This is a genomic window from Kushneria sp. Sum13 (assembly GCF_052692355.1).
On the sequence record NZ_CP199847.1, the window covers coordinates 2,903,889 to 2,929,726 of the forward strand.

Genomic DNA, 25,838 nt, shown 5'->3' on the forward strand with positions numbered 1-25,838 from the left:
GAGTGGCGTGTCAGCACGCCGCTCGGGGCGCGACGGATGCCTCTCGGGACGCTAGAGGCCGTGAAAGACTTCCATGACCAGCCGGGCATTGAGCACCAGAATCAGCACCGTAATGGCCCAGGTCAGCGTTTTGATTTTCCAGCCGATCGCCAGTTCTCCCATCCAGTCACGGCGGGACACAAAACGAATCAGCGGAATGATCGCAAAGGGCAGCTGTAGCGACAGCACGACCTGACTCAGGACCAGAAGCCGCCCCACGCTCTGGTCGCCGTACACCTGGGTGACATACAGCACCGGCAGGATCGCAAGCCCCCGGGTGATCAACCGCCGAATCCAGGGCTTCATGCGAAAACGCAAAAATCCCTCCATTACGATCTGACCAGCAAGCGTTGCCGTGACGGTCGAATTGAGCCCCGAGGCCAGCAGCGCCACGCCAAAAAGCGTCGCGGCAATGCCCGCGCCCAGCAGCGGGCTTAGAAGGCCATAGGCCTCCTCGATCTCAACGACCGTTTGACCGGCGCTGTGAAAGACCGCCGCGGCCAGAATCAAAATGCCGGCATTGACAAAAAGCGCCAGTGACAGCGACAGCGTGCTGTCGAGCGTGGCAAAGCGCAGCGCTTCACGCTTGCCTTGTGCGTGCTGTTCGAAATCGCGCGTCTTGACCAGCGCCGAGTGCAGATACAGGTTATGCGGCATGACCGTGGCACCGATGATGCCAATGGCGATATAAAGCATCTGCGGATTGGTCACGATACCGGGGTCGGGGCTTAAAAAGCCGTCGGCAATGCCGGCCAGCGAGGGCTGCGCCAGCGCAAGCTCCACTGCAAAACAGCCAAAGATCATCGCCATCAGCGACATGACGAAGGCTTCCAGCCAGCGAAATCCGCGCCGCATCAGCATCAGGAGCACTACGGTATCCACGATGGTGATCGCGGCCCCCCAGGCGAGAGGTATACCGAACAAGAGCTTGAGCGCCACGGCGGTGCCGATCACTTCGGCCAGATCCGTGGCGATAATGGCCAGCTCGCACAGCGCCCAGAGCACGATATTGACCGCTTTCGGATAATGTTCGCGACAGCTCTGCGCCAGGTCACGCCCACTGGCAATCCCCAGGCGTGCGCACAGCGACTGCAGCAGCACGGCCATCAGGTTGGACAGCAAAATGACGCACAACAGCGTATAGCCAAAGCGTGATCCGCCTTCCAGCGAGGTCGCCCAGTTCCCCGGATCGATATAGCCCACCGATACCATCGCCCCCGGCCCCAGAAAGGCCAGAAAGCGTCGAAAGGCACTGCCGCCACGGGGCACACTGATACTGCCGGGCACAATATCGGTACCCAGCAGCGACGCCGGCTGTTCGGGTCTTGCGCTCATGAGGATTCCTTCGTTGAAGCAGGCCTTAAGAACACTAGGGTAATACAATTATACCGTGGTTAAAAAGAGCCGATTTGAGGCACCTGCAAGACGTGCTTCAGCGATGGCTAACTTTCGGTATCGGGCTGTTTCAGCCCCTCGACCCAGGCAGACATGCGCGCAAAATGACTGCCCTGCCAATAGACATGACGACATCTGGCGCATTTATAAAAGTCATCATAATAATGCAGGGTGCGTGCTTCCAGCCGGTGAGCCACCGAGGCCTTGTCCACTTTCATCAGAAGACCATTACAGCGCGCGCAGCGTTTGAAGGCCGCGATCTCGTCGTGCAGCTCAAAGCGTCGGCAGACCTCTTCAATCTGCTGCGAGGGATCCGTGGCCCGCACGAAATAGCCGTGCACGATCTGGCGGCGATACAACAGGCGCCGATCACGGGTCAGCAGAATGCGCTTTTGAGCGGCCGACGTGCCTGCCAGCTCCTCATCCTCGAAATCGTTGCGCCAGCACACGTCAAATCCCAGCAGGCGCAGATAGCGCGCCAGCCGACCGAGATGAACATCGAGCACAAATCGCGCCGGCCGTGGACGCGGCGGCTGCAGGGCATGACCGCTCGGCAGCCCACCCGATCCACCGGCCGGCCAGGCCCTGATCAGATAATGATTGCTGTTTGAGGGCTCGATCAGTGTCTCGAACGCGGCAGGGGCATCATTGATGGTCAGCGCGGCAACTTCGGTATGCGGGACGCCGAACGATTCCACCAGGTCCTTGAGAGAGGTACGCCTTGAGGTGTGTTGCGTGGCCGGCTGCCCTCGCCCGGCAGGCGGCAGGAAGTCATCGAGACAGCCGTGGAAAAGTACCTGTACACCCATCACCCAAGCTCTCGACGTTCAGTAGTTTGAGCGCCCAAGTGTGGTGGCCAGCGGCACGAATGTCACACCAGCAGACCGCCTTTATGGCTGTCTTGTTGTAACACTTCGTGCCACAGGCATTCGTCCTGCCGGGAAATGTGGCGTTTTGATACCGGGGTCACACGCCAGGATCAACCTTCAATATAGCGCTCACGCAGATGGCGCTGATAATACTCGGGGTTGAGGGCCTCGCCGGTGGCGCGCGTGATCAGTTCCGAGGTTTCAAGCAGGCTGCCCTGCTGCCAGATATTGTCCTTGAGCCATTCCAGCAGCAGGCTCGGATCGCCCTCGGCAATGCGCGCATCAAGCTGCGGCTCGGCGCGACGCGCCGCCGCCATCAGCTGCGCGGCCAGCATGGCGCCCAGGCTGTAGGTCGGAAAGTAGCCAAACGAGCCGTCGGTCCAGTGAATGTCCTGCAGGCAGCCGTCGCGGTAGTTGCCGCAGGTATCCAGCCCCAGCAGGCGCTGCATGGCATCGTCCCAGCGGGCGGGGATGTCTTCCACCTCGATCTCGCCTTCGATCAGGGCGCGCTCGATGTCATAGCGCAGCAGGATATGGGCCGGGTAGCTGACCTCGTCGGCATCGACCCGAATCAGGCCCGGTTCGACCTGCTGTGACAGACGCACCAGGTTGTCTGCCTCAAAGGCCGGCTGGTCCCCCAGCGCCTCGACCAGCCAGGGCCTGAGCTGTCGCACGAAGGCCGCACTGCGTCCCAGCTGCATCTCGAAACTGAGACTCTGGGATTCATGGACGGCCATCGAGCGAGCGCGTCCGGCCGGCTGGCTGCGCCACTGTGACGGCAGATTCTGCTCGTAGCGGGCGTGACCGGTCTCGTGGATGATGCCCATCAGTGCCGTGAGGCACTCGTCTTCGCGGTAGCGGGTGGTCAGGCGCACATCGTCCGGCACACCGCCACAGAAGGGATGAAGGCTGACATCGAGCCGACCATGATCGAAATCAAACCCCAGCCAGCGCATGACACGCTCACCAAGCTGGCGCTGCTCGGCCTCGCCAAAGGGACCCTGCGGCAGGACGATATCGCGCCCGCACTGATGCTCGACCGCCTCGCTTAAAAGCCCCGGCAGCCACTGGCGCATGTCGTTGAAGATACGATCCAGCGCCTCAAGGGTCAGCCCCGGCTCGAACTTCTGCAACAGCGCCTCATAGCGGCTGCAGCCAGCGGCCTCGGCGCGAATGCGTGCCTCTTCGCGCGACAGGCGCACCACTTCACGGAACGTGGGCAAAAAGCCCTGCCAGTCGTTGTTGGGCCGACAGGTGCGCCAGGCCTGTTCACAGCGGGCACCGGCCAGTGACTGCGCCTCGACCAGTTCCGGCGGCATGACGGTGGCGTCTTGTACCTCACGCTGGATCTCGCGCAGGTTGGCCTGTTTTTCGGGCTCAAGCGATGAGGCGTCAATGCCCTCCAGCAGCTCGCGCGTCTGCGGCGCGGTCAGCGTCTCATGCATCAGCATGCTCAGCTCGGCCATGGCCTCGGCGCGGGCATCGTTGCCCCCCGGCGGCATCATGGTCAGCTGATCCCAGCCCGCCATGGCGCCCAGATGGCCATAGCGGTGCAGCCGCGCAAAACGGGCTTCGAGCTGCTGATAGGCGGTAGGGGAACTCATGAAACGCTCCTTGCATCAAAAAAATCAGGCGGGGCTCAGGGCAAAGCCATCGCGGGGAAAATGAAGGCGGACCGAACCGAGGGTGCGACCTTCAAACGTGGCCTCACGCTCCAGGGTAAGCACCTCCTGGCTGACATGAACCAGTCGACCCTGAACCTGATCAACACCGTAATCCACGGCCTGAAGGGTCACCGCCGCGCCTTCGGCCAGGCCAGAGCTCTGATCAAACGCTCCTTCCAGCGGCTGCCAGTGATCGCAGGATGCCGCGACGTCATGCGCCTGTGCCTCGCTCATCTCATGGCGTCTGCCGTGGCCAAAGGCCTGAAGGCGTTTAAACCAGGTCATCAGGGCGGGGTAATCTTCCACAACGTCGCGCACGCCGGGATTGTTTCTGACATACCAGATCGGATGGTAAAGCGAGAAGTCGGCCAGCGTCGGGTGCTCGCCCAGCACAAACGGCTGATGGGCCAGTTGCGCCTCGAGTGCTTCAAGCGTCGGCGCCCATACAGCGCGGGAGAACTGATCATCGGGTCTGGAAAGGTTGCCGCCGCTGAAAAGCCCGGCGCGATCAGCCTGAAAGCGGGCCAGCCCTTCCTCGCCGATCTGATCCACAAGCGCCGCGCGCCCTTCCGGGCGAAAGATAATCGGAATGGCGGCCAGAAAAAGGCGATCCCCCATTTCCTCAAGGGCTCTGACGCTGGCCGCCTGATGAGGCGGCACCAGCGAGGGCGCCCCTGAAAGGCCTTCGATGACGCGCACGATCAGGGCGGTATCGCAGTAGATATCGCGCCCGATCTGCAGTGCCGGCGTCTTGCGATAGCCGCCGGTCAGCGCCGTGAAATGGGGCTTGGGCATCATGCGCGGAATACACACGGACCCCCACGCCAGATCACGGTAGCCCAGCAGCAGGCGTACCTTTTCGGAAAACGGCGAGGCATCAAAGTGGTGAAGCAGCACGGATGTCATGAGAACTCCTGGCAGCATTTCAGCGATTGATAGCGCGGATCGATGTCCAGATGCTGGCTGATAAATCGAGCGACCATCGCCTGCTCGACCCCAACCCGAACGTCAATGCCGGCACGACGCATCATGTCGATGCCGCGTCCCTGGTTGAGCGGATGCGGATCAATCATGGCGACATTGACACGTCGAATGCCGTTGTCAATCAGCGCCTGCGCGCAGGAAGGTGTGCGGCCGTGAAAGGAACAGGGTTCCAGGGTGACAAAGGCCTCAAGGCCACGGGCCGTGGCAAGCTGCGACAGAGCGTGCGCTTCAGCATGAAAATGGCCCGGCGGCTGTGTATACCCCCGGGCCACGATGGTGTCGTGATCCACCAGCACGCAGCCCACGGGCGGGTTGGGCAGACAGTGCGGCAGGGCCAGACGTGAAGCGGCCAGCGCCTGACGCATGAAAAAGGCAGACGAATGAAGCGTATTCATGGACCGAATTCCCTGCATGCGACCGACAGCACGCCCGGCGTGCTATCGGTCAGAGGCGAAGGTTATCGCGAGACAAGGTTTAACTCGAGGACGAGGTCTGAATCGAGAGACAACGCCTGAATCGAGAGACAACGTCTGAATCGACAGGCCTACATCGAGGCAAACGCGGCCACATCAAAGGAGGACACCGGATCATGCTGCTCACGCCAAGCCGCCAGCTCGGCAATCGAAACCATGGGGTAGTCACGATCCTGTGCGAAGGCTTCCAGCGCCTCACCGCGCATCATGGAGCCGTCATCGTTCATCAGCTCGCAGAGCACACCGGCGGGAGCGTTGCCTGACAGACGCACCAGATCGATGGTGGCCTCGGTATGGCCACGACGCGTCAGTACCCCGCCATCGCGCGCGCGCAGGGGGAAGATATGGCCGGGGCGGACAAGATCATCGGCACGGGCATTGTCAGCGACCGCGGCCCGTACGGTGACGGTGCGGTCATAAGCACTCACGCCGGTCGTGACGCCTTCTCTGGCTTCGATCGTGACGGTAAAGCCGGTCGAGTAGGGGCTTTCGTTGTTGGCCACCATAGGCGGCAGTTCCAGCCGGTCGGCATGCTCGCCGGTCAGACACAGACAGACGATGCCACTGCCAAAACGAATCATCTGGGCCATCTGATGATCCTCAAGCGTGGTGGCGGCAAAGATCAGGTCACCTTCGTTTTCACGATCGGGATCATCAGTGACGACCACGCCGTGGCCGCGGGCCAGACTGTCGAGTGCCAGACGAACACGCGAGCGTGCGGATTCGGAAAGAGAACCATCATTTTCGATATTGCGGGACATAAAGGCTGCTCCAGGATCGCCATCGATGGCGAGGGACAAGGAACAGGGCAAGACAGGAGTGCTTGTACGACACGTACAGCGACGCCTCGCCCGCCACGGGCAATCAGGCGTCGATCCTCTCCCATCCGGACTATCACCGTCGGCATCGGGATCTCACCGATTCCTGCGCGTCATGCGCTCGCGGGCTTGTTCGCTGCCGGATCAATGACCGGTTTTGACATCACCGCCGGTGGGGACTTTCACCCCGCCCTGAGGATCTGACTCGAAAAACGAATCGGAGTCAGACTAGCTCGCAAATTCCGCTCGGGCAATCCCTGCACGTGCATGTCAATGGCAAAAGGTCATATTGGCGAAAGCTGTTTCAGCCGTCAGGCTGGTCGCATCACATCACGACAAGGAATGACACTCATGTCCCGCTGGCTTCAACATTTCTCGCGCTCGGTATGCACAGGCCTGCTGATGGCCGGCATGGGTGCCGGCAGCGCGCTGGCCTCTGAAGGCGATGCCCCAAAGGTCGTCACCGAGACCCCCGGGTTTAACAAGCTGATCGATGAAGGCGCTGATATCAAACGGCTCTTTGATGGCGGTATATGGAGCGAAGGCCCACTGGCACTGCCCGATGGCAGCGTGATCTGGAGCGACATCAAAAACAATCGCGTCATGATCTGGCGTGAGGGAGAGAAGGTTAAGGAGTGGCTGAGACCGGCGCAGTTCCACAACGGTCACGCGCTGGATCATGAAGGCCGGATACTGGCCGCCTCGCACGGCAAACGCGCCGTGGAGCGTTTGAACAAGGATGGAAAGTGGGAGGTACTGGTCGACCTGGACGGCGAGCACAAGCTCAATAGCCCCAACGACCTGGTGGTCGACACCCGAGGGCGCATCTGGTTTACCGACCCGACCTTTGGCATTGATCAGCCCGAAGAGGGCTACGGGGGCACTCCCATGACCGGTGGCGAATACGTTTACCGCTTCGACCCGGAAAGCGAAGAGCTGACCCGACTGTCCACACCGGCGGTCAAAACACCCAACGGGCTGGCCTTTGCACCGGGCGAGACAACGCTTTATATCGCCGATTCCGAACAGGGCCACGACCGCGAGGATGACAGCCTCAATCACCATATCGTCGCCTACGATGTGAGTGATGACGGCGCCCTCTCCAATGAGCGCGTGTTTGCCGAGATCTCACCCGGCGTGCCCGATGGCCTCAAGGTCGACGAACACGGCAATGTCTGGACAAGCAGCGACAGCGGCCTGCAGGTGTTCAACCCAAAAGGTGAGCGTCTGGGTCGGGTCGACCTGCCTGAGCGCACCGCCAACCTGGCCTTTGCCGAACACGACGGTCAGCACTATCTCTTCGTGACCGCGACCAAAAGCCTCTATCGTATCCCTGTCAAGGTGGGCGAGGCCCACTCACAGCGCGACTGACGCGTCAGGCCTTTCCAACACGTCGGCCCGCACATCAGCTCGCACATCAGCTCGCATTGATGCCGGTGTGCGGTCTGTCGGCAGCCTGTCCCTCGCGACCGGTTCAACCGTGCCGGCCGGGGCCTCCCCAGCCATGGCCTGCTCAACCCGGGCTTCCAGCGCGTCCAGCCAGGCATAGCGCCTGCGGTACATGCTGCGCTTTTTGGACGCGATGGTCTCGAGTGCCTTGCGGCGCTGGTCGGCGGGCAACACGACCCAGCCCGACGTGTTCGCCTCGCCGCCGTGCTCAAGGATTAATGCGTCCAGATCAAATCCGCGCTGACGGCGGCCATTGGGTTTTGCGCGGTAGACGTGGTGAGCATTGTCCACGCAGTAAATGTCTGGCATGCCCAGCGCGCGCGCCAGCATCTGCGTGAGTTCAACCATCAGCGACTGCGGCCGCAAGCCAAAATGATCCCGGGTGAACTGACGGTTCCAGTCCGACTGCTGACGCGAGCCCTGTATGGTGCCCAGACACAGCACCGGGCGGCCCTGATCGTCACGCATGAAGGACAGCGCGGCGCTGTAGAGACGTTTTCTGGGCGGGCGGATGATCATCAGCATCATCTCGCCTTCCTTGTCATGCGCGCCGCGATAGCCCAGATGGATACTGGCGGTTTCACCCCCGACCACACACTCTCCCAGCCAGAGTCCGGGCCGCTGCGTGATGCGGGCACTGACGTCATCGGTCAGCAGATGTCGTTGCAGCTGATAATGCAGCAGCAAATGGCGCAGACGCTCGATATGGCCATAACGAGTCGAGATATAGGGGCGAAACGGCTTGTTGAGCAGATTGGCACGGCTGGTCACTGCCCGTTCAAGCAGCGGATTCAGCGATACACCCATCAGCAGGGTGCGATGGACGCCTTGATGAAGGGTCGCACGCACGAACATCTTGTAGCGCATTTTCCACTCGCGCCGCTTCGGATAGACGTGGCGTGCCGCATGCCAGGAAGAGAGGCGCTCCCAGCGTGGTGATGCAGTAACGTGATTCATGGCCGTTCACTCATGGCAGTGGTCTGCTCGGAGGTAAAACACCGCGGGCATTAAGGAAATATTAAATCCATGTTAATAGACCCTTAATGTCGATGGCAAACAGTGTTCTCTATCTTTTTTGCTCCTCCTGTCATGACGCCGTTTCCATACCCGCCAGCGCGCAATGGCGCAAGCAGGCGGCAGGCCTGCAATGATTGGATGGGGTCTTTCAGGCGTGCATGCTAGAATCGCCGTCGTCCCATCAAAACGCCGACGCGCCATGACCCAGGAACGCGCTCCTCTCAAACGTGGCTGGACCACCGGATGCTGCGCGACTGCCGCTTCCCGGGCGGCCTATACAGCGCTGCTGTGCGGGGAATTTCCCGACCCGGTCACCATCACGCTTCCGAAGGGACAGACGCCAGCCTTTGCGCTGGCCGTTCATGAGCGCGGCGATAACTGGGCCATGGCGGGTGTCATCAAGGATGCCGGTGACGATCCGGATGCCACGCACGGGGTGCTGGTGCGCGCCACGGTTCGACCGCTGAAGGCGGGCTCCGGTCTGGTGTTCAGGGCCGGTCCGGGCGTGGGTACGGTCACCCGACCGGGTCTGCCCATCCCACCCGGTGAGCCTGCGATCAATCCGGTCCCCCGACACATGATTCGTCAGGCACTTGAGGCCGTGGCGCACGAGATGCCCGGCCATCATCAGGTGGATCTGGAAGTGACCATTGCCATCGATGAAGGCGAGCGCATCGCGCTCAGCACGCTCAATGGACGGCTGGGCATCGTGGGCGGACTTTCCGTGCTGGGCACCACCGGCATCGTGATTCCGTTTTCCTGCTCGGCATGGATTCACTCCATCCATCGCGGCATCGATGTCGCTCGCGCCCGCGGTCTGCCACACATTGCCGGCTCGACCGGTTCAACGTCGGAAACCGCGGTGCAGGCGCATTACGCCCTCGATGAGAGCGCATTGATCGAAATGGGGGATTTTGTCGGCGGCATGCTCAAGTACCTGCGCCAGCATCCGGTACCACAGGTGACCATTGCCGGCGGGATCGCCAAGATGGCCAAGCTCGGTCAGGGCATGCTGGATGTGCACTCAAAACGCGGCGCCATCGATCTTGAGCGACTGGCAAGGCTGACACGCGAGGCGGGCGGTGATGAGGCACTGGCTGAGCGCATCATTGATGCCAACTCGGGCCTTGAGGCCTTTGAGCTTGCCGACGGGGCAGGCATTGCGCTGGGAGATCTGCTGGCAGAAAGCGCCCATGTTCGTGCCGAGCAGGTCCTGCGTCACAGCGGCATCCAGCTCGACGTCATGGTGTTTGACCGAAACGGCCTTTGTGTCGGCCGCAGCGTTTCGCGCCTCTGCCAGTAGTGCATCCTCCGCCGTGTCGGCCTGACGCCCCTGTGACACTTCTGAACATTTTTCCCAAATTTCACTGACAGAAAACATTGAAAGTTATGAGTATTTTTGAGCAGCGTCTACCCTCCTGACCGATGCCACAAAAAACGCCCGGGCCACCCCCGACCTGACACTCATTCAGCCCGTTTCGTCCTGCGACGTTACCAGGGAACAAAGATGGAGAACGACATTGGCGCAAGAACCGGAAAATGAAAAGAAGGAGACGGCCAGCGGCGCCGGAGAAGGCATCCCGGCGCCGACTGGCGACTCCAACCTGATCGATACCGACTATGTGATCGGACAGGACAACTTCCAGGGCCGCATGCTCTTCAACGTGGATCTGCACGGCAAGGTATTTGGCATCTCGTCGCTGCTGGTACTGGTGTTCGTGGTCCTCACGCTCACCATGCAGTCGCAGATGGAGCCGCTTTTTAACGGCATGCGGGACTGGCTGACCGCCAATCTCTCCTGGTTTTTCATGCTGTCGACCGCGATTTTCGTGATCCTCGCCGTTGGTCTGATCTTCAGCCCGCTGGGCAAGGTGCGACTGGGCGGTGCCGAAGCCAGGCCTGACCACACCTATATCAGCTGGTTCGCCATGCTGTTTGCCGCCGGCATGGGCATCGGGCTGATGTTTTATGGCGTGTCCGAGCCGATCTCGCACTATACGGCGGCCATGGGGGGCACCTCGATTGAAAACGGTGTGCGTGTCGACAGCGCTCCGCTGGGCGGCGCCATGGGAGACGAAACGGCGGCACGCCAGCTCGGCATGGCTTCCACCATGCTGCACTGGGGGCTGCACCCGTGGGCGATCTACGCCATGGTTGCCCTGTCGCTGGCACTGTTTTCCTTTAACAAGGGCCTGCCGCTGACCATGCGCTCGATCTTCTACCCGGTTCTGGGTGAGCGCATCTGGGGCTGGCCGGGCCACATCGTGGATATCCTGGCGGTCTTTTCGACCCTGTTCGGGCTTGCCACTTCGCTCGGTCTGGGGGCGCAGCAGGCGGCCGCCGGTCTGCACTTCCTGTTTGACGTGCCTGACACCAATACCACGCGAGTCATTTTGATCGTGGCGATCACGGCCGTGACACTGTGTTCGGTGGCGGCTGGCGTCAATGCGGGTCTCAAGCATCTCTCCGAGCTCAACATGGGCCTGGCGTTCGCGCTGCTGCTGTTCATTTTGTTCACCGGCCCGACGCTTGACCTGCTCATTGGCTTTTTCAATAACATCTGGGCCTACATCACCTACCTGCCGGCGCTGTCGATGCCGTTCGGCCGTGAGGATGTCGACTACAGCCAGTCCTGGTCGGCGTTCTACTGGGCGTGGTGGATCAGCTGGTCCCCGTTCGTGGGCATGTTCATTGCACGCGTCAGCCGCGGCCGTACCGTGCGTGAGTTCCTGATTGCCGTGCTGCTGGTGCCTACCCTCGTCTGCATTCTGTGGATGACCGTCTTTGGCGGCGCGGCCATCTTCCAGGTGGATTCCGGCATGCAGGGCGTGGCCGATGCAGCCCTGGAGCTCAAGCTCTTTGTCATGCTGGGCAATCTGCCCTGGTCGACGGTCACCTCCCTGATCGGTCTGCTGTTGATCATGGTGTTCTTTATCACCTCTGCCGACTCCGGCTCGCTGGTGATCGACACCATCACCGCCGGTGGCAAGATCGATGCACCGACCTCTCAGCGTCTGTTCTGGGCACTGATCAGCGGTGTGATCGCAATTGCGCTGCTCCTGGGTGGTGGTCTTGGCGCCCTGCAGGCGATGGTCATCTGCACCGGCCTGCCGTTTGCGGTGGTGCTGCTGGTGGGCTGCTTCGGCGTCATCAAGGGGCTGATGTCAGAACCCCGGGCGAAGAAGCTGACGTAATGGCTGGCGCTCACTGCACTCCTGAGGCAGTGGGAGATCCAGAGAAGTGATGCGGGGCGGCCTTTTGGTCGCCCCGTTTTTGATGGTCCAACGCTTGTCGCCCGCGACAAAAGAGGACTTCAAAAAACCGCATGACGCCCGAAGTTCCGCGGCGATACAGGAATGTCATGACACGGGATACGACCACCGAAGGGCCTTCTCGCCTGGGGTTGCGACATTTAATGTGATAAAACGTAAAGCGCTGGTGTTTGATCGAAGGGCTACGGTGTTCAAGGAAGTGAATACGTATCCCTTCGAACGGTGTCGACGTGACTGCATGGGCAGCATGTCGCATTCGGGCATTCAAACCACTGGTTCATTCAGCTATCTTTCCTGCTGTACTGTGGTGGGCTACTGCTCAACCTGCCAGCGCCTTCGCAGCTGTAATGGAGAAAACAATTGAGTCAGACACCCGGAAATAACGACAACGACAGGGATCAGGGCAGCGAGGGCATACCTGCCCCCAGCGGCAAAGCCAACCTGATTGACACAGACTATGTCATTGGCCAGGACAACATTCAAACCAACCGATTCGGTTTCAGTGTTGATCTGCACGGCAAGGTCTTTACCGTCTCCTCGCTGGTCATCCTGCTGTTCGTGATTGTCACGCTCGCACTGCCAGAGCAGATGGCACCCATCTTCAACGGCGCCAAAAGCTTTTTGACCGACCATCTTAGCTGGCTGTTTCTGCTGGCCGCCAATATTTTTGTCATCGTCGCGATAGGACTTATCTTTACCCCGCTGGGCCGAGTCCGTATCGGCGGCATGCATGCCAAACCGGATTTCAGCTATACCGGCTGGTTCGCCATGCTGTTCGCCGCCGGCATGGGCATCGGGCTGATGTTTTACGGGGTCGCAGAGCCGATTACCCACTATGGCACGGCCATCACCGGGGATTCCTGGGCACCGCTGGGCGGCGCGCAGGGCGATTCGGCTCAGGCGCAGTCCATGGCCATGGCGGCCACCATCTTCCACTGGGGCCTGCACCCGTGGGGCATTTACGCCATTGTGGCCCTGTCGCTGGCGCTGTTTTCCTATAACAAGGGCCTGCCGCTGACCATGCGCTCGATCTTCTACCCGATTCTGGGTGAGCGCATCTGGGGCTGGCCGGGCCATATCATCGACATTCTGGCCGTGTTTGCGACGCTGTTCGGGCTTGCAACCTCACTGGGTCTTGGGGCGTCTCAGGCGTCTGCCGGTCTGAATTATCTGTTCGGCATCCCCAATACCGATGTGACCATGGTCATTTTGATCATCGGTATCTCCATGATCGCCCTGCTGTCGGTGATGCTGGGGGTCGACAAGGGCGTACAGCGCCTGTCGCAGATCAACATGGCCCTGGCCTTTTTACTGCTGATATTCGTGATTATTGTCGGGCCGACCATGCTCATTGCGACCGGCTTTTTCGAGAACACGATCTCGTACATCAAGAACCTGCCAGCCCTGGCAATGCCTTTCGGGCGTGAAGATACCAACTTCGTTCATGGCTGGACGGCCTTCTACTGGGCCTGGTGGATCTCCTGGTCCCCGTTCGTGGGCATGTTCATTGCACGCGTCAGCCGTGGCCGTACCGTACGTGAATTCCTGATTGCCGTGCTGCTGGTGCCGACCGTGGTGTCCATCCTCTGGATGACCACCTTTGGTGATACTGCCATCCATCAGATGACCAGCGGGTTTGAAGGTGTCAAGGACGCAGCACTCGAGCTTCAGCTCTTCACCATGCTGGGCCAGCTGCCGCTGACGTCGATCACCTCCTTTATCGGCATCATTCTGGTCATGGTGTTCTTCATCACTTCCTCGGACTCCGGTTCGCTGGTCATTGATGCCATTACCGCCGGCGGCAAGGTCGATGCGCCCAAGCCACAGCGTGTGTTCTGGGCCATGATACAGGGCGCCATTGCCATTGCCCTGCTGCTGGGCGGCGGTCTGACCGCGCTGCAGGCGGCGGTCATTGCCACCGGCTTACCCTTCACCGTCGTGTTGCTGGCCGCGTGTTACGCCATCATCCAGGGACTGCGCTCGGAGCCACGCTACTAGGGTGATGTAACGTCTCAGCGCCCATGATGGGCATATAAAAGGCGGCCTTCGGGCCGCCTTTTTAGTGGGTAGAGCATGTTTCATGGGTAGAACATGTTTCGTGGATAGAACATGCTGTCCGGGCAGGCGCCCTACTCCCAGAGCGCGCCCACCGGAGTGTCCAGGTCGTAGTGGCGGGCAATCTGCGCCTGCAACAGCTCGGCCGTGGCCAGCGCATCGATCAGCGCATGGTGGGCCTGATAGGGCGGCAGGTTATAGCGTTCACGACTGGGATGCAGGCGCAGCGACACCGGTCGCCGACCGATCAGGCGCTGAAACCAGGGCAGCCGGCGGTGCTGCCAGGCTTCGATCGCCATGGTATCGATCAGCGGAAACAGCAGCGGCTCCTTTAGGTAATGGCGCGCTGCCGCATTGAGAAACTCGCGCTCGATTCGGGTGTAATGCACCACCACCAGACGGCCGGCCAGCTGCTCGAGCACCTCACCAATCACCTGGTCAAAGCGCGGCGCATTGGCCAGATCGCTGTGTGTCAGACGGTGATAGATCACGGAACGACTGCTGAGCGCACGCCTTGGTGACACCACCCAGTAGCGGCTTTTGGCCACCGGAATGCGATTCAGCGTAAAGGGCTGCACGCCGATACTGACGATGCTGTCACGCGATGGATCAAGCCCGGTCGTCTCGATATCCAGCGCCACCAGCGGCACCTCGCTGATGGGCGTCTGCGGGTCCAGCGTCCCGGCCCCGAAATAGCGCGCCAGCCGGTCATCGCGCGTTTTGTCCTTTCGATCCGCCAGATAGGCCGGCCATTCGGACACCAGCCGCCCGCGGCGATGCCATTGCCAGCGCCGATAGTGCTTTTGCAGTCGCTGCGGCCAGTCGCGCATCAGCGCCCCCTTCCCCGACTTGCACCGGAGGGCACCGGGTAGCGAAACTTCAGGAATTTCTGAGCATGGCTGAGCACTTCAAAGGCATCCTTGAGATTGTGACGCTCATGACTTTCGACATTACTGGGCCTTAAACGGTTGTCCGGCGACTCATTGCTTTCAATCGCCACCGCCTGATGACGGATGCGCACCATCGAGATGAACTCGAAGGCGTAGCGCAGCCGGTCGTTGACCCCTTCGGGCAGCAGACGCGTTTCGGCAATGTCCTTGAGCCGGTCAATGGTGTTTTGCGAGCCGGACCCGCAGGCCAGGGCATGAACACGCACCAGATCCACCAGCGGCGCCGTCCCGCGGCGCTTGAGGTCGATGGCGTCGTTATGCTGACCATCCTTTTCCAGAATGAAGGTACGAAAGAGCCCCAGTGGCGGCGTACGGCTGAGCGCGTTGCGCGCCATGGCGGCCAGAAAGAGGGCATTTTTGGGCGCCAGCTCACAGACCAGCCCCTGAAGCTCTTCCAGCATGTCGAGCTCACCGTGCACAAAGCCCAGATCGAAAAAGATGGAACTGTGCAGCAAAGCTTCCGGGTCGGGATTTTCGATCCAGTCACGAAAGTAGCCCTTCCAGACCGACAGCGGCTGACGCCAGCGCTGGTTGGTGGACATGATGTCGCCCTTGCACAGGGGATAGCTGCAGGCGGCCAATCCTTCACTGACAAAGCCGGCCAGTGATTTGAAATACTCATCATGCTGCTCGGGCACAAAGCTTTCATCCAGGATCATGGCGTGATCCTGGTCGGCAAAGATCGTCTGCTCATCACGCGCGCACGACCCCAGCACCATGAAACAATAGGGCACCGGCGGCGGCCCCAGTTCGGCCTCACCCAGCTCCAGCAGCTTTCGGATAAAGCTTCTGCAGATGGTCGCCATGGTGCGCCCGATCATCTGGGCATCGGCCCCCTCATCCACCAGCCGCGCAAAGGCCAGCGGCAGGTCACCGCTCAGCCGTACCAGTCCGGCAAGTCCGGACTGGGTAAAGATCGAGCTGACCAGATAAAGGCTGCTGCGGGTCTCGTAGCGCATGACATCGCTGAGCTGCAGCACGCCGATCGGGCGACGCCGATACAGGATGGGCAGATGCTGAATGTTGTGATTGAGCATCGTCATCATCGCCTCGTAGATCGAGGCATCCGACTGGGCTGTCATCAGACTGGTCGACATCACCTCACCCACCGGCGTATCCCCGCTGAGATTTTCCGCCAGCGCCCGCACACAGCAGTCACGATCGGTCAAAAGCCCGGCCAGACGGCGCACCTGACCCTCCTGGGTCGTGAAGTAGCGCGGCCCGTTGATCCCCTCCTGCTCTTCACTGAGCACCAGCACGCAGGTCACATTGTCCTCGCGCATGCGCCGCGCCACTTCGCCGATCGGAGTGTGGATATCCACCATGGTCGGCTTGCGACGGATAAGACGCCGCACCCGGGTGCTGCTCATCTGATTGTCGTTGCGCTGCTGATCGACCGTCGCCTTGAGGCGGTCGCCGCCGGTTTCGACAAAGTCAGCGAAGTCATCGTTGTCGGCGCGCAGCGACTCGAAAAGCTCGGCGGGCACGAAGTAAATCAGCGTGTCTTCGATGGCGCGCACCGGAAAGCGCACGCGGCGATTACGCATGATGTCCGAGTAGCCAAAGATATCGCCTTCCACCAGACGGTCGAACAGCTGGCCGCTGCGCTTTGAGACTTCAACGGCGCCGCTGCGCACGTAGCACAGCTCGTTGATCTCCTGATCCAGCGCCAGAATGTCGGTACCGGCCTGGAAATAGCTGATCTCGACCTGAGTGGCCACCTGATCCAGCCATTCGTCGCCGAGATATTCAAAGGGCGCGTACTGCGCCATGTGCTGGCGAATTTCCAGCTGTTCGATATCCATTCGCTTGCGGCTCCCTGTCATGCCCTGTGCATGTCGTCATGGCGACATGATGCTTTTGAGTACCTGCCCATGGGGCTATTTGATGCGATTGCGATCAGCAACGCTGCCGCGCCGACCGTCTCTTTGGTCGAATCACGACTAAAGTGCTCTGCTCTTTTACCCGCTTTCCGGGCAAGTATTAGTGGCCATGCACATAAAAACGGTGATCTGCCGGAATAACAAGGATGAGCCATGAGTGGACCAACGCACAACGATACCCAGTGGCGCGATATTCAGCGCAATGCCAGCTTCCAGGAACTGGTGCAAAAGCGCTCCCGCTTTGCCATCACACTTTCCATCATCATGCTGAGCCTTTACATGGCCTTTATCCTGCTGATTGCCTTCGCCCCCGGCGTGCTGGGCACGCCGCTGGCCCAGGGCATGACCACCACCTGGGGCATCCTGATTGGCCTGGGGCTGATTCTGGTCGCCATCGTGCTGACCGGCCTTTACGTGCGGCGCGCCAATGGCGAATTCGACCGTCTCAATGCCCGGGTGCTCAAGGAGATCGGTCAATGAAAGCTTCGCTACCTGCCATGGCGCTATCCGGCACTGCCGGTCTTTTGCTGGCCAATACGGCCACGGCCGACGCCCTGACCGGTCCCGTGACGAAACAGGCGCTCAACGTGCCGGCGATTATCATGTTCCTGATCTTCGTGGGCATCACGCTCTACATCACCTGGTGGGCCTCGAAAAAGAGCCAGTCGGCGTCAGATTACTACGCTGCCGGCGGCAACATCACCGGTTTTCAGAACGGCCTAGCGATTTCGGGCGACTTCATGTCAGCCGCCTCCTTTCTGGGCATTTCGGCGCTGGTGTTCACTTCGGGCTATGACGGTCTGATCTACTCGATGGGCTTTCTGGTCGGCTGGCCGATGATCATGTTTCTGATCGCCGAGCGCCTGCGCAACCTGGGGCGCTACACCTTTGCCGACGTGGCCTCGTTTCGCCTGAGCAAGCGCCCGGTGCGCATTCTGTCCGCCTTCGGTTCGCTGGCCGTGGTGGCGCTGTATCTGATCGCCCAGATGGTCGGCGCCGGCAAGCTGATCCAGCTGCTGTTTGGTCTGAACTATCACATTGCCGTGGTGGTGGTCGGCGCACTGATGGTCTGTTACGTCCTTTTTGGCGGCATGCTGGCTACTACCTGGGTGCAGATGATCAAGGCCGCCATTTTGCTGTTCGGTGCCAGCTTCATGGCGCTAATGGTACTCATGCACGTGGACTTCAGTCTGGAAGGGCTTTTCAACGAGGCCGTGGCCGTACACGCCAATGGACTGGCCATCATGAGCCCGGGCGGGCTGGTCAAGGACCCCATTTCGGCGATCTCGCTCGGGCTGGCGCTGATGTTTGGCACCGCAGGCCTGCCTCACATTTTGATGCGTTTTTTTACCGTCAGCAACGCCAAGGAAGCGCGCAAGAGCGTCTTCGTGGCGACCGGGTTCATCGGCTATTTCTACATCCTCACCTTCATCATCGGCTTTGGCGCCATTATTCTGGTGAGTACCAACCCGGCCTTTCAGGACAGTACCGGCGCGATCATCGGCGGCAACAACATGGTGGCGGTGCACCTGGCCAATGCCGTGGGCGGCAGTATCTTTTTGGGCTTCATCTCGGCGGTGGCCTTTGCCACCATCCTGGCCGTAGTGGCAGGCCTTGCGCTGGCGGGTGCCTCGGCGATCTCGCATGACCTGTATGCCGGCGTCATCATGAAAGACAACGCCGATGAGAAAAAGGAAGTGCGCATCTCCAAGATCTCCGTACTGGTGCTGGGGGTGGTCGCCATCGTGCTGGGCATTGCCTTTGAAAGTCAGAACGTGGCCTTCATGGTGGGTCTGGCCTTCTCGATCGCTGCGAGCTGTAACTTCCCGGTGCTGCTGCTCTCCATGTACTGGCGCCGACTGACCACCCGCGGCGCGGTGATCGGTGGCGGTCTGGGGCTGGCCACGGCCATCGTGCTGATGATTCTTGGTCCGACCATCTGGGTACAGGTACTGGGCCATGCCACCCCGATCTATCCCTATGACTACCCGGCGCTGTTTTCGATGGCGGTGGCCTTTATCGGCATCTGGCTGTTCTCGGTTACCGACAACTCCGCCGCCGCCGAACGTGAACGTGATCTGTTCGACGCTCAGTTTGTACGCTCCCAGACCGGCATTGGTGCCTCTGGCAGCGTGGCTCACTGACCCTTCCATTCCCCCTCTCTCTCCTTCGCCCTGCCAAAAGCAGGGCTTTTTTTTGACCAGTCCAAACTGGCACCTGCCCGATCTGCCTTTTTATTAACTCAAGTTTGGGAGCGGTGGGCCGCTATCGACATAACACAAAGTTACAAGAAAGCGGAGCGGCCGGATCACCATGACCTCATACCACAGGAAGTTCTGTCAGCTGGCAGGGCTGGCCGTCGCTCTGGCACTGTCCATGCCGGCGGCTCTGGCGGCCACCGCCCCCAGAGGACTCACCCAGGGGGACTGGCTTGTCAGAGCCGGTGCGGCGCGCATTATGCCCATTGGCATACGCTCCACCATTCCCACCATTGGGGGAGACGTCGAAACACCCGACACTTACTCGCCCACGCTGGATCTCAGCTATTTCCTGACCGATCACTGGGCCCTGCAGCTGACCGGCGGGGTCTCTTCCACGCCCTACCGACTGAAGGATTCGGCAGTGGGCGATTTTGATATCGGCACCGTCAGAACCGCCGCTCTTGCCCTGATGGCGCAGTATCATTTTCGTCCGGGTTCGACCATCAACCCCTATATCGGTGCCGGGATGGTCTGGTCCCGAACCCTGAAGGTTGAACCGGCCGACAACATCCCCGATTTCGAGGTCGACTCCATCAACAGTGTCCTGCTGGGGGTCGGCCTGGACTACCATCTGGGGGGGCACTGGTTTGCCAATGCCAATGTGCAGTATCTCAGGGTGCCAACCTATTACTTCGACAGTGACGGGTTCAGCGCTCAAGTGGATATGGACACGCTCATCACAGGCCTCGGGCTGGGATATCGATTCTAGTCCGCTTTTTTGATGACGCAGAACCCGCGTGAGGTAGCGCAAGGCCATGCCTTTAAATCCCGAGATCCTGTATCTGACCAGTGGTATCAGCCGGTGTGCCTTTCTGGTGGTTTTTCTGGCCACGGTCATCAGCCAGCCCGATGAGCGCTGTCTGCGACACTGGTTGGCGGCGCTGGCCGCATCAGCGGCAGGATCACTTTGCATGACGCTAAGCCCGAGCTATCCGATCGCCCCCTTTCCACTCTCGCTGATCACCACCACGCTATTTTTCTCTAGTTTGAGCCTGTCATGGAGCGGGCTGAGAATCTTTTATCAGCGTCGTGTCGATATTCGGATGCTGGCGCTGATCACCATAGCGCCGGGCATTTTGCTCATGGCACTACTATGGCTGAACGCCTCACAGATTCTTCAGCTGGCCATGACCTTTTTTGTCACCGCAGTCATGACGGCACTCGCCGTGGTCGAAATCCTCAGGCCACCCCACCAGCGAATACTGTCGCAATACGTCGTGGCCATGGCCTTTTCCATCTACTTCGTTGCCCTGCTTATACCCTTTATAATGCTAATCACGGGCATGATGAGCATGGAGATGATGGTCAGCGGTCAGGCCGCCATCATGGCGGATCAGGTGCTTTGCATCCTGATCTATTTCGGGTTTATCGCCATGTCCAGCGAGCGCTCCAGCATGACCCTGAAGCGTCTCTCGGAAACCGATCAGCTGACGGGGCTGGCCAATCGGCGCGCCGTGCAGGGTGTTTTGAAAAAACGGGAAACGCATCGTCACACCGGGGAAGTATCAAGTGTGATCATCATCGATCTTGATCATTTCAAGTCAGTCAACGATCGATTGGGTCATGACGCCGGCGACGCCGTGCTCAAGCAGTTCGCACAGCATCTGGTCGCTATCACCCGCAAGCAGGATATGGCGGTGCGCTGGGGCGGCGAGGAGTTTTTGATACTGCTGCCCGACACCACGCTCGAAGAAGCCGCCATCATGGCCGAGCGACTGCGCCGTCGCGTAGAGCGCGCGCCCTTTTCGTTGGAACCGCAGACGCTGAAGGTCACCATCAGCCTTGGGGTGGCTGCGACTCAAGCGGACACCAGTCATTTCGAATCAGTACTTCAAAATGCCGATGAGGCGCTTTATAGAGCCAAGCACGAAGGCCGTAATCGGGTCTGTCGCCACGACGCCCCTTCTATCCCGATCCCGCTTCCAATTCGGGCCTGAGACAAGCCTCGTTGTCAAACTTAATGACGCTGTCTCGCGTATCAGGCACACCTCTTGCATGAACAAGAGGCCTGCCCATTTGATACGAGGCCCCACATGAAAACGATGACCACTCACGAAAGCGCTGCGCCTCGGGCGCCAGCATCACTGGGGATTGCCGAGCGGCTGCGTGCGCTGGGCCCGGGCGCGATGGTCGCCGCCTGCATTCTCGGTCCCGGCTCGATCACCACGCTCTCGGTCGCCGGCGCCGAATACGGCTTTACGCTGCTCTGGGCCGTGATTGCCGCCTCCGTGGTGGCCTTTTGTTTTCAGCGCCCGGTGATTCGCTTTACCCTGGCCACCGGCATGTCGGCCATGGAGGGCATTCGTCAGCGCATGGGGCGAAAATGGGCCATCACGCTCTACGTTGCACTACTTTTGGGCGCCGTGGCCTTTCAGGCCGGCAATTTCACCGGCGCCGCGCTGGCGCTCAATTTTCTGCTGCCTTCGATTCCGATTCTGGCCTGGGTGGGCCTGCTGGCGCTGGTCGCACTGCTGATGTGCTGGGTCGGAGTGTACCGGCTGCTGGAAAACATCAACCGCGTGATCATCGCTCTGATCGTGCTGTCGTTTGTGCTGACGCTGGCGCTGGCCGGCCCGGATCCGGGCGAGGTGGCCGCAACCGGCTTCTCGTTTCGCGTCCCCGAGGGCAACTACTGGCTGATTCTCGCCCTGATCGCCACGACCCTGCCGCCCAATACTGTGCTGGGGCTGTCGGCCTTCATCAAGCGCAAGTATGACGGCGACACCACCACACCGATGGACAAGCGTCTGGCCCTGTCACGCTTTGATCACACCACCAATGTGGTCATTACCGGCGTGGTCATGGTCGCCATCCTGCTGTGCTCGGCGGCAGCGCTCCATCCGCTGGGCACCGGCGTCTCGGGCGCGGCCGACATGGCCGGGCAGCTCACGCCGGTGCTGGGCCAGTATGCCGGCGTGCTGTTCTCGCTGGGACTATGGGCGGCCGGCTTCTCCTCGGGGCTTTTCAACATCGCCGTACAGCCGCCGCTGCTGGGGGAAGCCACCGGGCGCAACGAGAGTGCCCGCAGCTCGCGCAATCGCTCTGTCATGCTGGTGGCCGCGCTGGCGCCGGTCGTGATCGTGGCGCTTTTCGGCAGCACGCCCATCGAGCTGATTCTGACCGCGCAGGCGATCAACGGCCTGCTGCTGCCGGCGATCGTGGGCTCGATCTGGCTGCTGTGCAATCAGAAAACGCTGCTGGGCGCGTTTGTCAACACGTTCAGACAGAACCTGATCTATGGCGCGATCATGCTGATCGTTTGCCTGCTGGCGCTGCGGGTATTTCTGGGTATGCTGGGCGTGATCTGATCACCCGCCAGGAAGGGATGTCATGCGCTATCGTCTTCACATTGCCAACAAGAACTACTCGTCATGGTCCATGCGCCCGTGGGTGCTGATGCGCGCGCTCGACATTGACTTTGAGGAGGTGCTGACGCCGTTTGAATACGGCACGCGCCAGCCCACCTTCGATGCCTTCTCACCGACCGGCAAGGTGCCATGTCTGGTCGAGGGTGACCTGACAGTGTGGGATTCGCTGGCGATCTGCGAGTACCTGGCCGAGACCCATTCGGCGGTGTGGCCGCATGAGCCCGTGGCGCGCGCCTTTGCCCGCTGCGCGGCCGCCGAGATGCACTCGGGTTTTCCCGCCCTGCGCGATGAGTGCTCGATGAACTGTCGACTGGTGATTGCACTGACCACGCCGAGCGAGGCGCTCAAACGTGATCTTGAACGTCTCGAGGCGCTCTGGTGTTATGGCCACGAGCGTTTTGGCGGACCGTGGCTGGCCGGCGACCGCTTCACCGCCGTCGATGCCTTTTTTGCCCCGGTGGCCGTGCGGGTCAAAAACTATCAGCTCGACCTCGGTAAGCAGGCCATGGCCTATGTGGATCAACTGCTGGCGCACCCGTCCGTGGTGGACTGGGTTAACGCCGGCATTCAGGAACCCTGGCGAGAGGTCTCTCACGAAGAGGACTGCATTCGCGATCGGAAGGTCATCAGAGAGCACCTCCCGCCCGTTGAGACCTGAGCCTAGCGCAGCGTCTCGCCGTCCTGGCGCAGCATCCGGTTGCGCCAGGCGTTCACGTGGCCGACGAACTCATGGCCGCGGTGCACATGGACCAGCCGGATGGGGTCGGTGTCGGTAAAGCGGTTATCGACGTTGATCGGATAGGCCTTTGTGGCCCAGCGGACAAAGCCCGTGCCATAACTTGCCTGGCGTACGTCGCGCCAGTTGGTCCCGACGATGCCGCGCTGCCACGGCAGAATGCCGCGATAGCACCAGACCCCATCCTGATCGGTGTAAAGGCGCACCCGGCGAATATAGAAAAGCCGATAGACCAGCATCCCCAGCGCGCAGACCAAAAAGGCAATGCCGGCGTAGAACAGCACCTGCGCGGTCATGGGCGTCATCATGATCCAGCGTGGCGAGAGCATCATCGCAATGCTGATGGCGATGGCCACAATGCCCTTGAGGATGGCGTCGCCATAGGCCACCCACGACAGCCGGTGTTCCCGAAAGGCATAAGACGCTTCACTCTCAGCGCCCTGGTCGGGCAGATCATTTTGCATGTCGTCTCTCTTGTCTCTTGTCCGGCGGTGTCAGTGCCTCGATGCCCTCACCGTGGCGAAAGCGCCGGCAATAGCCCGTCTCATAAAGTGCACTGTCGCGGAAATCACTGTCACCGAGCGCCTGGCCAACCAGAATCAGCGCACTGCGCTCGATCGGGTCGTCTGCCAGGCGCCCAACGATATCACTGAGCATGCCCTGAACCATGCGCTCTTCCGGCCAGCTGGCACGGTACACCACCGCCACCGGGCAGTCCGCGCCGTAAAAGGGCGTCAGACGCGTGACGATTTCTTCCAGTCGATGGATCGCCAGATGAATGGCCAGCGTCGCCCCGGTGTCGGCAAAGCGCTCAAGCTGTTCGCGCTCGGGCATTTTGGACGCCCGTCCGGACAGTCGGGTCAGCACCACGCTCTGGGCCACCTCCGGCACCGTCAGTTCACGCTCGATCAGGGCAGCGGCGGCCGCAAAGGCCGGCACGCCGGGCGTCAAAGTGTAGTCAATGCCGCGCTGTTTCAGTCGCCTGAGCTGCTCGGCCAACGCACTGTAGACGGAAAGATCGCCTGAATGCAGTCGGGCCACCGCCTCACCGTTTTGATGCGCCCGCACGTACTCCAGCTCAATGGCCTCAAGATCCAGCGCCGCGGTATTGATCAGACGTGCCCCGGGCGGACAGTACTCCAGCAGCTCGGTAGCCACCGTTGAGCCGGCATAGAGACATACTGGACACTGCGACAGCAGGCGCTGGCCGCGTACGGTGATCAGATCGGCAGCGCCTGGCCCGGCACCGATGAAATGAACCGTCATGAGATCCCCTGAAAGTCCGTCGGTTTGGTCCAGACCCACTGGGTAATGGTGCGCGCCGGCGTCCAGCCGATCATGCTGCCCAGCGGTGCGGTCTGCTCAAGGCTCAGGCGCATCAGCTCACCGCCCAGCAGCCGGTGGCACTCGCCGAGTGCCAGCTCGCTTTCCAGCGTGACCGCATTGGCGACCAGCCGCCCACCGGGGGCCAGCGCATCAAAGCAGCGGGCCATCAGAGCCATGTTGCTGACGCCGCCACCCACGAAAATGGCCTGTGGGGTGGTCAATTCGTTGAGGGCTTCGGGCGCCTGGCCCTGAACAATTTCCAGGCGTGGCACGCCCAGTGTTTCGGCATTGCGCCGGATGCGCTGGCTGCGCGTGTCGTCGCGCTCGATGGCCACGGCCTCCAGCGAGTCATCCAGCAGAAGCCACTCGATGCTCACCGAACCGGAGCCGGCACCGATGTCCCACAGTCGGTCGCCCGGGCGTGGCGACAGCCGGGCCAGCGTCATGGCGCGAATGTCGCGCCGGGTAATCTGGCCATCGTGTTCAAAGAGCACATCACTGCGACCAGGGGCCAGACCGGCCACTGCCGTGTCGCCCTGCTGCACAATTTCGAGCGCCACCACGTTGAGTGCATCGAACGCGCGTGACTCGCGCGCCAGCGCCTGGGCCGTAAAGCTCTGAATGTTTTCGCGTGGCCCACCCAGCGCCTCAAGCACGGTCATTCGGCTCTCGCCCATGTTGCGCTCGGTGAGCATGCTGGCCATCAGGGCCGGTGCCGCGCCATCGCTGGTGAGCGCCACAATGCGAACGCCGTGATGCAGATGGCCATTGAGACGACTCATGGCCCGCCCGTGCAGCGACAGCAGCCGGCTTTTCTGCAGCGGCCAGCCCAGACGGGCACAGGCCAGCGAAAAGGCCGACGGCGCCGGGAATACTTCCATTTCGCTGGCCGGCACGTATTCCGACAGGGTCGAGCCGATGCCATAGTGAAAGGGATCGCCTGAAGCCAGCACACACACCCGCTGTCCGCGCAGTGCCAGAAGCTGATCGATGCCCTCACTCAGCGGTGAAGGCCAGGCGATCGGCGTGCCGTGAATCAGCGTGGCGGTCAGCGCCAGATGCCGGGTGCCGCCAAAGACCACCGAGGCCCGACTGATCGCCTCGCGCGCCTTTTCACACAGCTCCTCGGGACCGGCTTCCTGAATGCCCACGATGGAAAGCCAGGCACCGTGAATGTCGCCATCGCCTGTCGCTGGCGCATCAAATGGGGCGTCATTGAGGCTCATGCATCACTCTCCTGTTATATTGCGTGCCCTGCCGGCATACCCATTGGGTGTAC

Annotated in this window: 22 protein-coding genes and 1 riboswitch; of the genes, 10 read left to right on the forward strand and 12 right to left on the reverse strand. The window is 60.9% G+C overall.

Going from position 1 to position 25,838, the window contains the following annotated elements; all coding sequences use genetic code 11:
* Positions 1-51: 51 nt before the first annotated feature.
* The 6 genes from ACUN8C_RS13480 to ribB form a co-directional block, all read right to left on the reverse strand.
* The gene (locus ACUN8C_RS13480; RefSeq protein WP_445619676.1) at positions 52-1,374 is read right to left on the reverse strand and encodes an Nramp family divalent metal transporter; all 1,323 of its coding nucleotides are present in this window, start codon (positions 1,372-1,374) and stop codon (positions 52-54) included.
* 107 nt (positions 1,375-1,481) lie between these two features.
* A complete protein-coding gene (locus ACUN8C_RS13485; protein WP_445619677.1) occupies positions 1,482-2,243 on the reverse strand; it encodes a Mut7-C RNAse domain-containing protein in 762 nt (253 codons plus the stop codon).
* Positions 2,244-2,413: 170 nt separating this feature from the next.
* Complete coding sequence (locus tag ACUN8C_RS13490) at positions 2,414-3,907, reverse strand: carboxypeptidase M32 (RefSeq protein WP_445619678.1); 1,494 nt, start codon at positions 3,905-3,907, stop codon at positions 2,414-2,416.
* 24 nt (positions 3,908-3,931) lie between these two features.
* The gene (locus tag ACUN8C_RS13495) at positions 3,932-4,873 is read right to left on the reverse strand and encodes a glutathione S-transferase family protein (RefSeq protein ID WP_445619679.1); all 942 of its coding nucleotides are present in this window, start codon (positions 4,871-4,873) and stop codon (positions 3,932-3,934) included.
* The gene (locus ACUN8C_RS13500; protein ID WP_445619680.1) at positions 4,870-5,346 is read right to left on the reverse strand and encodes a bifunctional diaminohydroxyphosphoribosylaminopyrimidine deaminase/5-amino-6-(5-phosphoribosylamino)uracil reductase RibD; all 477 of its coding nucleotides are present in this window, start codon (positions 5,344-5,346) and stop codon (positions 4,870-4,872) included. Before ACUN8C_RS13500 ends, ACUN8C_RS13495 begins: the two co-directional genes overlap by 4 nt.
* A gap of 149 nt (positions 5,347-5,495) precedes the next feature.
* Positions 5,496-6,185, reverse strand: a complete 690-nt coding sequence (gene ribB / locus ACUN8C_RS13505) for a 3,4-dihydroxy-2-butanone-4-phosphate synthase (RefSeq protein ID WP_445619681.1) — start codon at positions 6,183-6,185, stop codon at positions 5,496-5,498.
* Between the two features lie 109 nt (positions 6,186-6,294).
* Positions 6,295-6,446: riboswitch (FMN riboswitch) on the reverse strand.
* Positions 6,447-6,593: 147 nt separating this feature from the next.
* Between ribB and ACUN8C_RS13510 the strand changes: the two genes are divergently transcribed.
* Positions 6,594-7,613 (forward strand): SMP-30/gluconolactonase/LRE family protein, encoded by a 1,020-nt coding sequence (locus tag ACUN8C_RS13510; protein WP_445619682.1) that lies wholly within the window; start codon positions 6,594-6,596, stop codon positions 7,611-7,613.
* Here ACUN8C_RS13510 and ACUN8C_RS13515 read toward each other — a convergent pair.
* Positions 7,599-8,648, reverse strand: coding sequence for a DUF535 family protein (locus ACUN8C_RS13515; RefSeq protein ID WP_445619683.1), 1,050 nt, complete (start codon positions 8,646-8,648; stop codon positions 7,599-7,601). The two genes, ACUN8C_RS13510 and ACUN8C_RS13515, sit on opposite strands and share 15 nt — an antisense overlap.
* 259 nt (positions 8,649-8,907) lie before the next feature.
* Here ACUN8C_RS13515 and ACUN8C_RS13520 point away from each other — a divergent pair, with 259 nt between their 5' ends.
* The 3 genes from ACUN8C_RS13520 to ACUN8C_RS13530 all read left to right on the forward strand — a co-directional run bounded on the left by ACUN8C_RS13520 (position 8,908) and on the right by ACUN8C_RS13530 (position 13,978).
* Positions 8,908-10,011, forward strand: coding sequence for a cobalt-precorrin-5B (C(1))-methyltransferase (locus ACUN8C_RS13520; RefSeq protein ID WP_445619684.1), 1,104 nt, complete (start codon positions 8,908-8,910; stop codon positions 10,009-10,011).
* A gap of 217 nt (positions 10,012-10,228) precedes the next feature.
* Positions 10,229-11,902 carry a BCCT family transporter gene (locus ACUN8C_RS13525; protein ID WP_445619685.1) on the forward strand — a complete coding sequence of 558 codons (1,674 nt, stop codon included), beginning with the start codon at positions 10,229-10,231 and terminating at the stop codon, positions 11,900-11,902.
* Between the two features lie 438 nt (positions 11,903-12,340).
* On the forward strand, positions 12,341-13,978 hold the full coding sequence (locus tag ACUN8C_RS13530) for a BCCT family transporter (protein WP_445619686.1): 1,638 nt from the start codon (positions 12,341-12,343) through the stop codon (positions 13,976-13,978).
* 131 nt (positions 13,979-14,109) lie between these two features.
* Here ACUN8C_RS13530 and ACUN8C_RS13535 read toward each other — a convergent pair whose 3' ends face one another.
* Positions 14,110-14,865 carry a 3'-5' exonuclease gene (locus ACUN8C_RS13535; protein ID WP_445619687.1) on the reverse strand — a complete coding sequence of 252 codons (756 nt, stop codon included), beginning with the start codon at positions 14,863-14,865 and terminating at the stop codon, positions 14,110-14,112.
* Positions 14,865-16,790 carry a putative nucleotidyltransferase substrate binding domain-containing protein gene (locus ACUN8C_RS13540; protein ID WP_445619688.1) on the reverse strand — a complete coding sequence of 642 codons (1,926 nt, stop codon included), beginning with the start codon at positions 16,788-16,790 and terminating at the stop codon, positions 14,865-14,867. Before ACUN8C_RS13540 ends, ACUN8C_RS13535 begins: the two co-directional genes overlap by 1 nt.
* A 231-nt stretch (positions 16,791-17,021) precedes the next feature.
* On the opposite strand from ACUN8C_RS13540, the gene ACUN8C_RS13545 reads away from it, so the two are divergent.
* The 6 genes from ACUN8C_RS13545 (at position 17,022) to ACUN8C_RS13570 (ending at position 23,155) form a co-directional block, all read left to right on the forward strand.
* Positions 17,022-17,348: a DUF485 domain-containing protein gene (locus tag ACUN8C_RS13545; RefSeq protein ID WP_108841839.1), complete on the forward strand. Its 327-nt coding sequence runs from the start codon at positions 17,022-17,024 to the stop codon at positions 17,346-17,348.
* Entirely contained in the window at positions 17,345-19,012 is a 1,668-nt protein-coding gene (locus ACUN8C_RS13550; protein WP_445619689.1) for a cation acetate symporter, read from the forward strand. Before ACUN8C_RS13545 ends, ACUN8C_RS13550 begins: the two co-directional genes overlap by 4 nt.
* A 169-nt stretch (positions 19,013-19,181) precedes the next feature.
* Positions 19,182-19,838 carry an OmpW/AlkL family protein gene (locus tag ACUN8C_RS13555; protein ID WP_445619690.1) on the forward strand — a complete coding sequence of 219 codons (657 nt, stop codon included), beginning with the start codon at positions 19,182-19,184 and terminating at the stop codon, positions 19,836-19,838.
* Positions 19,839-19,884: 46 nt separating this feature from the next.
* Complete coding sequence (locus ACUN8C_RS13560) at positions 19,885-21,066, forward strand: GGDEF domain-containing protein (protein WP_445619691.1); 1,182 nt, start codon at positions 19,885-19,887, stop codon at positions 21,064-21,066.
* A 96-nt stretch (positions 21,067-21,162) separates the two neighbouring features.
* Entirely contained in the window at positions 21,163-22,437 is a 1,275-nt protein-coding gene (locus tag ACUN8C_RS13565) for an Nramp family divalent metal transporter (protein ID WP_445619692.1), read from the forward strand.
* A gap of 22 nt (positions 22,438-22,459) precedes the next feature.
* Positions 22,460-23,155 (forward strand): glutathione S-transferase family protein, encoded by a 696-nt coding sequence (locus tag ACUN8C_RS13570; RefSeq protein ID WP_445619693.1) that lies wholly within the window; start codon positions 22,460-22,462, stop codon positions 23,153-23,155.
* A 2-nt stretch (positions 23,156-23,157) separates the two neighbouring features.
* Here the strand turns inward: ACUN8C_RS13570 and ACUN8C_RS13575 are convergent, their stop codons facing one another.
* Genes ACUN8C_RS13575 through cbiE form a run of 3 tightly spaced genes read right to left on the reverse strand, consistent with a single transcriptional unit; the run spans position 23,158 to position 25,785 of the window.
* Positions 23,158-23,697: a hypothetical protein gene (locus ACUN8C_RS13575; RefSeq protein WP_445619694.1), complete on the reverse strand. Its 540-nt coding sequence runs from the start codon at positions 23,695-23,697 to the stop codon at positions 23,158-23,160.
* Positions 23,687-24,499, reverse strand: coding sequence for a precorrin-4 C(11)-methyltransferase (gene cobM, locus ACUN8C_RS13580; protein ID WP_445619695.1), 813 nt, complete (start codon positions 24,497-24,499; stop codon positions 23,687-23,689). Before cobM ends, ACUN8C_RS13575 begins: the two co-directional genes overlap by 11 nt.
* Positions 24,496-25,785 carry a precorrin-6y C5,15-methyltransferase (decarboxylating) subunit CbiE gene (gene cbiE / locus ACUN8C_RS13585; protein ID WP_445619696.1) on the reverse strand — a complete coding sequence of 430 codons (1,290 nt, stop codon included), beginning with the start codon at positions 25,783-25,785 and terminating at the stop codon, positions 24,496-24,498. Before cbiE ends, cobM begins: the two co-directional genes overlap by 4 nt.
* Between the last annotated feature and the right edge of the window lie 53 nt (positions 25,786-25,838).

Excerpts from the sequence above, each read along its gene's own strand:
- ACUN8C_RS13480 (WP_445619676.1), bottom strand. The coding sequence starts at position 1,374 with ATGAGCGCAAGACCCGAACAGCCGGCGTCGCTGCTGGGTACCGATATT.
- ACUN8C_RS13485 (WP_445619677.1), bottom strand. The coding sequence starts at position 2,243 with ATGGGTGTACAGGTACTTTTCCACGGCTGTCTCGATGACTTCCTGCCG.
- ACUN8C_RS13490 (WP_445619678.1), bottom strand. The coding sequence starts at position 3,907 with ATGAGTTCCCCTACCGCCTATCAGCAGCTCGAAGCCCGTTTTGCGCGG.
- ACUN8C_RS13495 (WP_445619679.1), bottom strand. The coding sequence starts at position 4,873 with ATGACATCCGTGCTGCTTCACCACTTTGATGCCTCGCCGTTTTCCGAA.
- ACUN8C_RS13500 (WP_445619680.1), bottom strand. The coding sequence starts at position 5,346 with ATGAATACGCTTCATTCGTCTGCCTTTTTCATGCGTCAGGCGCTGGCC.
- ribB (WP_445619681.1), bottom strand. The coding sequence starts at position 6,185 with ATGTCCCGCAATATCGAAAATGATGGTTCTCTTTCCGAATCCGCACGC.
- ACUN8C_RS13510 (WP_445619682.1), top strand. The coding sequence starts at position 6,594 with ATGTCCCGCTGGCTTCAACATTTCTCGCGCTCGGTATGCACAGGCCTG.
- ACUN8C_RS13515 (WP_445619683.1), bottom strand. The coding sequence starts at position 8,648 with ATGAATCACGTTACTGCATCACCACGCTGGGAGCGCCTCTCTTCCTGG.
- ACUN8C_RS13520 (WP_445619684.1), top strand. The coding sequence starts at position 8,908 with ATGACCCAGGAACGCGCTCCTCTCAAACGTGGCTGGACCACCGGATGC.
- ACUN8C_RS13535 (WP_445619687.1), bottom strand. The coding sequence starts at position 14,865 with ATGCGCGACTGGCCGCAGCGACTGCAAAAGCACTATCGGCGCTGGCAA.
- ACUN8C_RS13540 (WP_445619688.1), bottom strand. The coding sequence starts at position 16,790 with ATGGATATCGAACAGCTGGAAATTCGCCAGCACATGGCGCAGTACGCG.
- ACUN8C_RS13545 (WP_108841839.1), top strand. The coding sequence starts at position 17,022 with ATGAGTGGACCAACGCACAACGATACCCAGTGGCGCGATATTCAGCGC.
- ACUN8C_RS13550 (WP_445619689.1), top strand. The coding sequence starts at position 17,345 with ATGAAAGCTTCGCTACCTGCCATGGCGCTATCCGGCACTGCCGGTCTT.
- ACUN8C_RS13555 (WP_445619690.1), top strand. The coding sequence starts at position 19,182 with ATGACCTCATACCACAGGAAGTTCTGTCAGCTGGCAGGGCTGGCCGTC.
- ACUN8C_RS13560 (WP_445619691.1), top strand. The coding sequence starts at position 19,885 with ATGCCTTTAAATCCCGAGATCCTGTATCTGACCAGTGGTATCAGCCGG.
- ACUN8C_RS13565 (WP_445619692.1), top strand. The coding sequence starts at position 21,163 with ATGAAAACGATGACCACTCACGAAAGCGCTGCGCCTCGGGCGCCAGCA.
- ACUN8C_RS13570 (WP_445619693.1), top strand. The coding sequence starts at position 22,460 with ATGCGCTATCGTCTTCACATTGCCAACAAGAACTACTCGTCATGGTCC.
- ACUN8C_RS13575 (WP_445619694.1), bottom strand. The coding sequence starts at position 23,697 with ATGCAAAATGATCTGCCCGACCAGGGCGCTGAGAGTGAAGCGTCTTAT.
- cobM (WP_445619695.1), bottom strand. The coding sequence starts at position 24,499 with ATGACGGTTCATTTCATCGGTGCCGGGCCAGGCGCTGCCGATCTGATC.
- cbiE (WP_445619696.1), bottom strand. The coding sequence starts at position 25,785 with ATGAGCCTCAATGACGCCCCATTTGATGCGCCAGCGACAGGCGATGGC.